12 protein-coding genes are annotated in these 9,547 nt (G+C 68.7%); 7 read left to right on the forward strand and 5 right to left on the reverse strand.

All coding sequences use genetic code 11. The features are described 5' to 3' along the window. The coding region (locus BGN97_RS06725) for an extracellular solute-binding protein (protein ID WP_292699175.1) at positions 1-551 on the reverse strand (551 nt) is incomplete at its 3' end. Between the two features lie 256 nt (positions 552-807). Here BGN97_RS06725 and BGN97_RS06730 point away from each other — a divergent pair. Then, positions 808-1,506 (forward strand): GntR family transcriptional regulator, encoded by a 699-nt coding sequence (locus BGN97_RS06730; protein ID WP_292699178.1) that lies wholly within the window; start codon positions 808-810, stop codon positions 1,504-1,506. A 38-nt stretch (positions 1,507-1,544) separates the two neighbouring features. Here BGN97_RS06730 and BGN97_RS06735 read toward each other — a convergent pair whose 3' ends face one another. Next, entirely contained in the window at positions 1,545-3,101 is a 1,557-nt protein-coding gene (locus BGN97_RS06735; protein ID WP_292699182.1) for an SDR family oxidoreductase, read from the reverse strand. A gap of 80 nt (positions 3,102-3,181) precedes the next feature. On the opposite strand from BGN97_RS06735, the gene BGN97_RS06740 reads away from it, so the two are divergent. The 5 genes from BGN97_RS06740 (at position 3,182) to BGN97_RS06760 (ending at position 6,344) form a co-directional block, all read left to right on the forward strand. After that, a complete protein-coding gene (locus tag BGN97_RS06740) occupies positions 3,182-4,279 on the forward strand; it encodes a M4 family metallopeptidase (protein ID WP_292699185.1) in 1,098 nt (365 codons plus the stop codon). After that, the gene (locus BGN97_RS06745) at positions 4,251-4,592 is read left to right on the forward strand and encodes a protealysin inhibitor emfourin (RefSeq protein WP_292699188.1); all 342 of its coding nucleotides are present in this window, start codon (positions 4,251-4,253) and stop codon (positions 4,590-4,592) included. The genes BGN97_RS06740 and BGN97_RS06745 overlap by 29 nt, the downstream gene beginning before the upstream one ends. A gap of 80 nt (positions 4,593-4,672) precedes the next feature. Continuing rightward, positions 4,673-5,311 carry a VOC family protein gene (locus BGN97_RS06750; protein ID WP_292699223.1) on the forward strand — a complete coding sequence of 213 codons (639 nt, stop codon included), beginning with the start codon at positions 4,673-4,675 and terminating at the stop codon, positions 5,309-5,311. A gap of 22 nt (positions 5,312-5,333) precedes the next feature. After that, positions 5,334-6,101 carry a hypothetical protein gene (locus BGN97_RS06755; RefSeq protein ID WP_292699191.1) on the forward strand — a complete coding sequence of 256 codons (768 nt, stop codon included), beginning with the start codon at positions 5,334-5,336 and terminating at the stop codon, positions 6,099-6,101. 24 nt (positions 6,102-6,125) lie between these two features. Further along, on the forward strand, positions 6,126-6,344 hold the full coding sequence (locus tag BGN97_RS06760) for a hypothetical protein (RefSeq protein ID WP_292699194.1): 219 nt from the start codon (positions 6,126-6,128) through the stop codon (positions 6,342-6,344). 4 nt (positions 6,345-6,348) lie between these two features. On the opposite strand, the gene BGN97_RS06765 is transcribed toward BGN97_RS06760, so the two are convergent. Continuing rightward, on the reverse strand, positions 6,349-6,852 hold the full coding sequence (locus tag BGN97_RS06765; protein ID WP_292699196.1) for a hypothetical protein: 504 nt from the start codon (positions 6,850-6,852) through the stop codon (positions 6,349-6,351). 55 nt (positions 6,853-6,907) lie between these two features. Between BGN97_RS06765 and BGN97_RS06770 the strand changes: the two genes are divergently transcribed. Further along, positions 6,908-7,693, forward strand: coding sequence for a ribonuclease H (locus BGN97_RS06770; protein WP_292699199.1), 786 nt, complete (start codon positions 6,908-6,910; stop codon positions 7,691-7,693). 216 nt (positions 7,694-7,909) lie between these two features. Here the strand turns inward: BGN97_RS06770 and BGN97_RS06775 are convergent, their stop codons facing one another. Together BGN97_RS06775 and BGN97_RS06780 are read right to left on the reverse strand one after the other, a co-directional pair. Next, positions 7,910-8,902 (reverse strand): SRPBCC family protein, encoded by a 993-nt coding sequence (locus tag BGN97_RS06775; protein ID WP_292699202.1) that lies wholly within the window; start codon positions 8,900-8,902, stop codon positions 7,910-7,912. A 1-nt stretch (position 8,903) separates the two neighbouring features. Beyond that, positions 8,904-9,314 (reverse strand): metalloregulator ArsR/SmtB family transcription factor, encoded by a 411-nt coding sequence (locus BGN97_RS06780; RefSeq protein WP_292699205.1) that lies wholly within the window; start codon positions 9,312-9,314, stop codon positions 8,904-8,906. Positions 9,315-9,547 lie beyond the last annotated feature (233 nt).

Raw genomic sequence — 9,547 nt, forward strand, 5'->3', positions numbered from 1 at the left:
TTGAGCGCGGTGGCCTTGGCGACCAGGTCGTCCCAGTCGGTGAACGTGGTGTCGGCCGGCAGATACTTGGTGTTGACGAAGATGCCGTACGCGTCGGATGCATAGGTCAGGCCGACCTGCTCACCAGAGGCGTAGGGGCTCGGGCCGTCTTTCAGCAGCTCGGGGATGTACTGGTCGCGGTTCTTCCAGCCGTCGATCCGCTTGGTCAGCGGGTCGAGGTTGTTGTAGATCTCGACATCCCAGGCGCTGGTCGACATCACGTCGAACGCACCGGTGCCGGTGATCAGGTCGGTCGCATTCTGCTGACCGAGCGTGGCGAACGGGAAGGCTTCGATCGAAACCTTGGCGTCGTTCTCTTTCTCGAAGGTCGGTGCGTACTTCTCGGCGGCTACATTGTACGTGCCCGAGTCCATGTACGTCACGACCAGCTTGGACCCACCAGCAGTGTCGCCTGCACCTGCGGAACAGGCGGTCAGGGCGACCGCGGTGGCGCTCGCGACGAGCACTCCGCCGATCCGGCGCACGCGCGGTGCGGGAAGCGAGTTCTTCATCGGCTCTCCTTTGATTTCAACCCTAGGGAAATAGAACAACTATAGGACTAAGGGGTAAGCTAGCAATCGAGTCAGAACGCGTCAACCATTCGATAAAGATTGATACCCGTACTGAGATCAAGGTTTACTTGTTCGAAACAAACCCTGTGGTTGAACATGGCACCCTGACTTTCATTGCGACCGTTTGGCCGCAGGGTTCACCGCAACGCACGTCTGCACACACGCACCGTGCCGCATAGATAGCATCGGACCGACCATGGTTGCCAAGTACCAGCAGATCCTGCACACGCTCTCGAGCCGCATCGACGCGATGAGCCCTGGCGAAGCCCTGCCCAGCGAAGAGGAACTGTCGAAGGAATTCGGCGTCTCACCGATGACCACCCGGCGCGCGCTGACGATCCTGCTCGATGCGAAGCGCATCGTCGGCATCCGCGGCAAAGGCACCTTCGTCGCCCAACGCTCCATGACCCGCACCATGACCCTGATGTCGTTCAGCGAGGCCATGCGCTCGCACGGGCGGGTGCCGCACTCCCAGATTCTCGGGATGTCGATGGGGCCGGCGGATGCTGACACCGCGTCCGCCCTGCAGATCGACGAGGGCGTTCACGTGTACAGCATCCGTCGCCTGCGCTTCGGCGACGACGTGCCGATCGGCGTCGACGAGACCGCGCTGCCTGCCGACCGGTTCCCCGGCCTGCTCGGCCACGACCTGACCGGCTCGCTCTACGCGGTGCTGCGTGAACAGTACGGCACGGCGATCGAACGGGCGACGTCGCGCATCAGCGCGGTGATTCCGGATGCTGAGACCACCGAGCTGCTGCAGTTGGCCGACGGCACGCCCTGCCTTGCCGTGCGCGCGACCGCCAAAGACGAAGCAGACACGATCGTGGAGTCGACCCGTTCGCTGTACCGCGGCGACCTGTACGACCTCACTGTCGAGCACCGTCGCGCGTAGCGGCTAGACCATCTCGACGTGCCGCCGCGTCCAACGGCTCACCAGGGGCTGGGGCGGTAGTCCTTCAGGAACACGCCGTGCAGGTCGACGCCGGCCTCGCCCTGCACGATCGGGTCGTACACGCGGGCGGCGCCGTCGACCAGGTCGAGCGGGGCGTGGAAGCCCTCCTCGGCCAGGCGCACCTTGGTGTAGTGCGGGCGCTCGTCGGTGATCCAGCCGGTGTCGACGGCGGTCATCAGGATGCCGGAGGTTTCGAGCATCTCACCGGCGCTGGTGCGGGTGAGCATGTTCAGCGCGGCCTTGGCCATGTTGGTGTGCGGATGCCCCGGCCCCTTGTACCGGCGGGAGAACTGCCCCTCCATGGCCGACACGTTCACGATGTACTTGCGACGCGCGGTGGATGCGGCCATCGCAGGACGCAGCCGGCTGATCAGCAGGAAGGGCGCCGTCGTGTTGCACAGCTGCACCTCGAGCATCTCCAGCGGGTCGACCTGATCGACCGACTGCACCCAGCTGTTCACGCGGTTGATGTCGGGCACGAGACCGCCGGCGTCGATCGCGGTGCCGTCGGCGTGCTTCTCCAGCGACGAGGAGCCGGGCGCCATGGCGAGCCGGGCGAGATCCTCGGCGGTCAGCGCCTGCCCGCCCTGCTCGGCGACGGTGCCGCCGAGGGCTGCGACCGAGAGTAGCGGATGCGCGTCGACCGACGCCTGCAGCGCCTGCGGATGCGGGTCGGCGGTGTGACCGAAGGTCTCCATCTCGGGCAGCGGTCCGTTCGGGAGCGGCTGCAGCTCGGCATCCGCCAGCAGCGAGTAGGCACCCGGTGAGCGCCGCACGGTCTGCGCGGCGTTGTTGATGAGGATGTCGAGCGGCCCCTGCGCCGCGACGGAGTCGGCCAGAGCGATCACCTGGGCGGGGTCGCGCAGGTCGATGCCGACCACACGCAGCCGGTGCAGCCAGTCGGCGGCGTCCGGCAGAGACGAGAAGCGGCGCACGGCGTCGCGCGGGAAGCGCGTCGTGATCGTGAGGTGCGCGCCGTCGCGCAGCAGCCGCAGCGCGATGTGCATGCCGATCTTCGCCCGGCCGCCGGTCAGCAGCGCGCGCTTGCCGGTCAGGTCGGCGTGGGCGTCGCGCTTGGCGTGGCTGAACCGCGCGCAGTCGGGGCAGAGCTGGTGGTAGAAGGCGTCGACGAGCGTGTACGGCTTCTTGCAGATGTAGCAGTTGCGGGGCTTGAGCAGCTCGCCCGCGATCGGTGCGTCGACCACGCTCGTGGCGAGGTCGAGCCCGCGGGTCTCGTCGTCGATGCGGTCGGGAGCGCCGGTCGCGGTGCGCGCGACCACAGCCTTATCGGCCTCGGCGATGGCGTCCCGGATCTCCTTGCGGCGGGCGCGCTTGACGGCGCGGAACATCTTGCCGGTGGCTCGGCGGACGGCGATGTAGTCCGGATGCTGCTGATCGACCTGATCGAGCTCGGCGAGCACCTTGAGCGCGATGGCGAGCTCATCGGGGTCGATGCCGGAAGGCGCGAGCGGCTCGGCTTCCGCGGTCCCTGACCCCTCCTGGGTCCCTGAGCTTGTCGAAGGGTCATCGGTCATTGGGCCGATTCTACCGGCCGGACCTGGACGCTCCGGAGTGGGGCTGACCGTTGTCGGAAGCCCGGCGTATGGTCGGCCGTATGAGCACCACCGGAGTTGCAGAAGAGTCCATCCATCAGGGGATCGTCCCGGGCTACCTGCTCGCGCGACTCGCCCGTTCGAGCCAGTTCGCGCACGCGGCCGAGGCCGCACGGCAGACCCTGATCAAGGGCCGCCCGGAGTACCGCGCCGCCCTCGAGCTCTCGGTCGACTCCAACGGCGACCTGATCGCGGATGTGCAGGCGGCCCCCACGCGGACGGTGTACGACACGCACAACACTGAGCAGCTCCCCGGCGACAAGGTGCGCGGCGAGGACGACCCGACGGTGAAGGATGCCGCGGTGAACCAGGCCTTCGACGGTCTCGGCGACACCTTCCGGATGCTGCTGGGCGCGTTCCAGCGCGACTCGCTCGACGGCGGAGGCGCCCCGCTGAACGCGACCGTGCACTACGGCGAGAAGTACGACAACGCGTTCTGGAACGGCTCACAGATGGTGTTCGGCGATGGCGACGGAGAGGTGTTCACGGGCTTCACCGGATCGGTCACGGTGATCGGGCACGAGCTCGGCCACGGTGTGATCCAGACGACCGCCGCGCTGGAGTACCAGGGCCAGTCCGGGGCGCTGAACGAGTCGTGCGCCGACGTGTTCGGGGCGCTCACCGAGCAGTACACCAAGGATCAGAGCGCCGACGAGGCGAGCTGGCTGATCGGCGAGGGCATCTTCACCTCGGCCGTGCAGGGCCGGGCACTGCGCGACATGCTGCACCCCGGCACGGCGTACGACGACGACGAGCTCGGCAAGGACCCGCAGCCGGCCGACATGACGCACTACGTGCGGACCACCGAGGACAACGGCGGCGTGCACATCAACTCCGGCATCCCGAACCGCGCCTTCGCGTTGGCGGCCACCGCGATCGGCGGCAAGGCCTGGGAGACGGCCGGCCTGGTCTGGTACCGCGCTCTCACCGGCGGGCTGTCGGCGACCGCCGACTTCACAGAGTTCGCGCAGGCGACCATCACCGCTGCCGCCGACATCGGGGCTAGCGTGGAGACGGCGGTGCGCGATGCGTGGATCGCCGTCGGAGTGGTTGAAGGCGGAGTGATCAAGGATGCCTCAGCAGATCGAGCCCCCGAGTGACGGATCGGATGCCACAGGCGATGCGGACCGCATCGTCGTCGCCGTGGTGCGCACGGGCGGGATCGCCGGGCTCCGCCGTCGCTGGCGCGTCGAGCCCGATCCGGAGCAGACCCCGGAGTGGGTCGCACTGGTCGAGCGCTGCCCCTGGGACGAGCACCCGGACCCGGCGGTGCAGACCGGAGCGGATCGCTACGTCTGGAGCATCCATGCCGTCATCCACGACACGCAGCACGAGCAGGTGCTGCCGGATGCCCTGCTGCACGGCGCCTGGCGCGAGCTGGTCGACGCCGTCCGCGCCGCCGACACCGACTGAACCCCGATTCCCGCCCCGACGCAGGCGAGGCGGGTGAGTTCTACGCCGCGGCGCTGCCGAAGACGAAGGCGCACGTGGCCATGCGCTACCCCGACGAGCTGATGTTCGACGGTGACGCGGATGCCGCTCGCGCGGCGCTCGACGCGACCTGGGACGCGCTGTCCGACGGGGGCGCCGCGCTCATGCCACTCGGCGAGTACCCGTTCAGCCCGCGGTTCGGGTGGGGGGCCGACCGATACGGCGTGAGCTGGCAGCTGATGCTCACCCGGCCCGAGGGCGAGCCGCGACCGTTCGTGATCCCGCAGATCATGTTCGCGAACGCCGTCGAGGGCAAGGCGCGCGACGCGGCCGAGCTGTACACGTCGCTGCTGCCGGATGCCGGTGTGGGCACCGTGATCCCCCGCCCGACCGGCGGCGTGATGTTCGGCGAGTTCCACGTCGGGGACCAGTGGTTCTCGATCATGGATTCCGACATCGCGCACGAGTTCGGGTTCACGCCCGGGGTCTCGCTCGAGGTGCGCCGCGAGGATCAAGACGAGATCGACCGGTTGTGGGATGCCCTGTCGGCCGTGCCCGAGGCGGAGGCCTGCGGCTGGGTGGCCGACCGGTACGGCGTGAGCTGGCAGATCGTGCCCGCGAACATCGGCGAGCTGCTGTCGAGGCCCGGCGGCTACCAGCGGATGCTCGGCATGAAGAAGCTGGTCATCGCCGACTTCTGATCCGGTTGTCTATTCTGGTCGCGTGAAGCGACTCACCGCCGCCTCGGCTCTCACCGGAATCCTCCTGCTCACCGGATGCTCCGGCGCACCCGCCCCGGGCTCTGCCGACGCGGATGCATCCGGAGCGCCGTCGCCCTCGGCATCCGCTGTCGCTGCCGCACGGCCCGACCCGGCCGGCAGCTGCACGAGCATCGACCTGGACGCCGAGACCGCGACCGGAGCCCAGCTCGGCGCGTGCTTCAGCGACGCGCTGCACGTGCTCGGCACCTTCCGGGCGAAGGTCGACACGGGAGACGAGCTGCAGCAGGCCGAGGTGCGACTGCGCCCCGACGTCGCGATCCACGGCAAGACCACGGGAGCGGATCCCAACGAGGTCGTGTTCGTGGATGACACCGCCTACCAGGACGACGGCGGCGGCTGGGTGAAGGGAGACCCGGACTCCGATGACCCCGAGAAGATGATCATCGGCCAGGCCGGCCGGCTGCTCGTCGCGGTGTTCGCCGGCGACGTCCTGCGCCAGTCGGTGGAGGCCTGCCCGGTGTGGAACCTGCTGCCGGCGAAGGAGAAGATTACCCTCCCGGACGACATGGTCGTGGAGGCCCGGGTGTTCGAATGCGCCGCTCCGTACGTGATGATCGGCTCGACCATCACCGACAGCCGGCTGCTGTTCGAGCAGGACTGGACGCCGGTGAGCGCCACCTACACGGCGACCGGATTCGGGCAGACCGTGCGCGCGGAGCAGTGGTGGTACGACTTCGGCGCCGATCTGGAGATCACCGCACCGATCTGAGCGGGCCGGGGCGAGAATGGACGCATGGGACTGTTCTCGCAGAAGCAGGAGGATCCGGGCGCATGGGCGGCACTGCCCGGCGAGCCGCTGGATGAGCAGACGAACGAGCGTCTCGACGAGGCCCCGAGCATGGACCTGATGGACGTCGGTCTGGGCGCGCTCTACACCAGCACGGTCATCCCCGTCGCGCCGCCTGCACCCGAGGCATCCGACGTCACGGAGTCGGGAGAGCCCGAGGACTGAGCGCTCAGGATGCTGCGCTGCGCGCGGCGGCGAGGAGCGGTGCCACGCTGTACCGGGCCGTGTCGACGGACAGCCGCACGCCGTCGCGGGATCGCACGGTGAGACGCTCCCGGCCGGCGGCCTTCTTCACCTGGAACGCGGCGATGTCGCGGTAGTCGATGCGCTTCTCTCGCCCGAGGACTGTGCGGAATCGCACGGCATCCGAGAACACCTCGAGGTACCAGTTGCGATAGGCGAGCAGCGCCGCCAGCCCGGCGAGGACGACGACCGCCGAGGCGATGCGCGTGGGCAGCAGCTCGGGCTTGTACTGGGGCGAGAACGCCGCCAGCGCGAGCAGCGACCCGGCCACGGTCAGTGCGGCTCCCACGAGCGGGACGAGCAGAGGCATCCGCTGCCTCCTCGTGCCCGGCTTCGCGGGCGTCACGCGCCGGAAGAAGCGGGCGACGAGGACGACGACCAGCGTGACCACGATGAGGATGATCACGGCTTTGGCGGCGAACCCGGACATCCCTCGACGATACCGACTGTCGGGCCGTGTCGGATCGACGCCCTACGGTTGAAGGATGACGATCATCGCCGCCGCAGACGGCTCCGCGCTGGGCAATCCGGGCCCGAACGGATGGGCCTGGTACATCGACGACGCGAACTGGGCCGCCGGAGGATCGCCCCACGGCACCAACAACCAGGGCGAGCTGCAGGCGGTCCTCGAGCTGCTGCGGGCGACGGCGGGCACCGATGAGAAGCTGCTCATCCACTGCGACAGCCGGTACGTGATCGACTCCGTCACCAAGTGGATGCCGGGATGGAAGCGCCGCGGCTGGCGCAAGTCCGACGGGGGCCCGGTGCTGAACCGCGACCTGCTGGAGGGCATCGACGAAGCCCTGCGCGGACGCGACGTGGAGTTCGACTGGGTGAAGGGGCACGCCGGGCATCCGCTCAACGAGGCCGCCGACGAGCGCGCCAATGCGGCGGCGAAGGCGTACCAGCAGAAGCAGGAGCCGAAGCGCGGACCAGGGTTCTCGTCGGCATCCGACGGCGGCGCCGCACTCGCAGGGGGGATGGCGCTCGAGGCGGATGCGCGGCCGGCCGAGGCGTCCGCGCAGCAGGCCGCTGTGCGGACGGTGCCCGCGCAGCAGGCATCCGCGCAACAGACATCCGGACAGCTCTGGGCCGCGGCATCCGATCTTCTCGACGGTCTCGACGACGCGTCGACGGGCTCGGGGAGCCGGCGCGGGTTCGACCCGGTCGAGCTGACCGTCACCCTCACGGCCGACGAGCACGCGCGGCTCCGCGACCGGGCGGATGCGCAGGGCGTCTCGCTGCAGGAGGCGCTGCGCCGGCTGATCTGACGCGCGCGCAGAAGTCCGTGACAGCACCGATGCCCCTGCGGTCGCGCAGGTCCAGCTTGTGCGCATGAGGGCCAGATTCCCTCGATACGGCCGCACCGCCCGCTTCGCGACATCCGCTCTTCCCGCGGCATCCGCTCGCGCCGGCATCCGCTCGCGCAAACGCACAGCTCCGCAGGAATCGGCGCGATCCCTGCGGAGCTGTGCTGATCTGCGGAGTTACGCGACGGACTCGCCCGCGAGCACCGTCGACTCGAGGCGCTGGTACGACGCCTCCATTCCGTCGGTCATGCCGGTGGCGAGGATCCCGTCACGGGTGTCCTTGTCAGGGAACTCCATGATCACGGTGATCAGGGTCGCGCCGTCCTCCTCGTAGAAGCTCACGTCGCTGAGGACGTCGGGGCCGTCGGTGCCCTGCATCCGCTCGCTCTGCACCGCACGACGCGGGGCGTCGACGACGAGCATCTCCCCCTCGAAGCCGAACGCCTCGCCCTCGTTGTCTCCGACCGGCGCCCACGAGTTGCGGTAGCGGTCGCCCGCCTTCAGGCCGACCTCGCACTCCGTCATCTCCCAGCCGTCGGGGCCGAGCATCCACTGCTTGATCAGGTCGGGCTCGGTGTAGGCGCGCCAGACCAGGTCGCGCGGGCCGTTCACGAGCCGGGTGATGCTGATGTGCGTGTCGTCGAGGAACTCGACGGTGGTGCCCTTGCCCTCGGCGTACTCGCGCAGGTCGCGCAGCACGGCGTCGATCTGCGACATGGCCATGCGGGTGCCCTCGATCACACCCATGGCGATGACCTGCTCCAGCGCCTCGAGGGAGTCGAACCGACTGGACGTGACCATGCGCGTGCCGTCGGTGGTCGGCTCGAACGTGAAGTCCATGCGCATGGCGGGGAGGTCGCCGTTGGGCTTGCCCTCGTCATCGCTGAAGCCGTCGAGCACGCTGAACCGGTGCGGCTCCTCGATCTCGAGGAACTCCCAGTAGGCACGGTGGCTCTCGCCGTGGGGGCCGGTCATGGCGTAGTCGGCGCGTCCGCCGACGGTGTGGTCCCAGGTGAGGAAGGTGGCCGGCCAGCTCGGCGGACCCCAGAAGCGCTCGAGCTGACGCGGGTCGCTGTAGGCGTGCCAGACGCGCTCGATGGGGGCCGCGAACTCGGCGGTGACGGTCATCGTCAGGTTCTCGGTGTCGGTCGCGATGTCGATGACAGGCATGTCATGCTCCTTGGTTCTTGTCGGTGTCGTGGTGCTTGTCGGTGGGATCGGATGCCGTCGGTGCCGCCTCGCTCGGAGGAGGACCGGCCAGCAGATCGTCGAGCCGGGCGATGCGTGCCCGCCAGAGCTCTTCGTATCGGGCGAGGAGCGCCCGCGCACGGGCGATCATCTCGGGGTTCGCGCGGACGAGCCGCTCGCGTCCCTCGGCGCGCTTGACGATGAGCCGTGCCTCTTCGAGCACGGCCACGTGCTTCTGGACTGCGGCGAAGGACATCTCGTAGTCGCGGGCCAGGTCAGAGACCGACTGCTCGCGCTCGATCGTCCGGCGCAGGATGTCGCGCCGGGTCGCCGTCGCCAGTGCATGGAACACACGGTCGATCTCCGCTTCGCTGAGTTCAATTTGTACAACCATTTGGTTGTACGTTATGCGAGGCGGGAGGCGGTGTCAAGAGTCTCCTTGTCGGCAACGCGTGTCGGGTGACACGGGATCTGGCAGCGGGACATGATCCGTGACAGCAGGCGACATCGGGTTGACAGCTGTGACACGCCGATGGCAGCGAGGCGGTAGAGGTGTCACCACCCGTTGGTACGCTCACAGCAGACAAGCTCATCCCACCGGGGTCGCGACAGGGCTGAGGGTATCCG

Origin of the sequence: Microbacterium sp. 69-10, from assembly GCF_001897945.1 — a bacterium.
Classification (GTDB): Bacteria; Actinomycetota; Actinomycetes; order Actinomycetales; family Microbacteriaceae; genus Microbacterium.

Excerpts from the sequence above, each read along its gene's own strand:
- BGN97_RS06775 (WP_292699202.1), bottom strand. The coding sequence starts at position 8,902 with ATGCCTGTCATCGACATCGCGACCGACACCGAGAACCTGACGATGACC.
- BGN97_RS06730 (WP_292699178.1), top strand. The coding sequence starts at position 808 with ATGGTTGCCAAGTACCAGCAGATCCTGCACACGCTCTCGAGCCGCATC.
- BGN97_RS06735 (WP_292699182.1), bottom strand. The coding sequence starts at position 3,101 with ATGACCGATGACCCTTCGACAAGCTCAGGGACCCAGGAGGGGTCAGGG.
- BGN97_RS06740 (WP_292699185.1), top strand. The coding sequence starts at position 3,182 with ATGAGCACCACCGGAGTTGCAGAAGAGTCCATCCATCAGGGGATCGTC.
- BGN97_RS06780 (WP_292699205.1), bottom strand. The coding sequence starts at position 9,314 with ATGGTTGTACAAATTGAACTCAGCGAAGCGGAGATCGACCGTGTGTTC.
- BGN97_RS06750 (WP_292699223.1), top strand. The coding sequence starts at position 4,673 with ATGCGCTACCCCGACGAGCTGATGTTCGACGGTGACGCGGATGCCGCT.
- BGN97_RS06765 (WP_292699196.1), bottom strand. The coding sequence starts at position 6,852 with ATGTCCGGGTTCGCCGCCAAAGCCGTGATCATCCTCATCGTGGTCACG.
- BGN97_RS06745 (WP_292699188.1), top strand. The coding sequence starts at position 4,251 with ATGCCTCAGCAGATCGAGCCCCCGAGTGACGGATCGGATGCCACAGGC.
- BGN97_RS06770 (WP_292699199.1), top strand. The coding sequence starts at position 6,908 with ATGACGATCATCGCCGCCGCAGACGGCTCCGCGCTGGGCAATCCGGGC.
- BGN97_RS06760 (WP_292699194.1), top strand. The coding sequence starts at position 6,126 with ATGGGACTGTTCTCGCAGAAGCAGGAGGATCCGGGCGCATGGGCGGCA.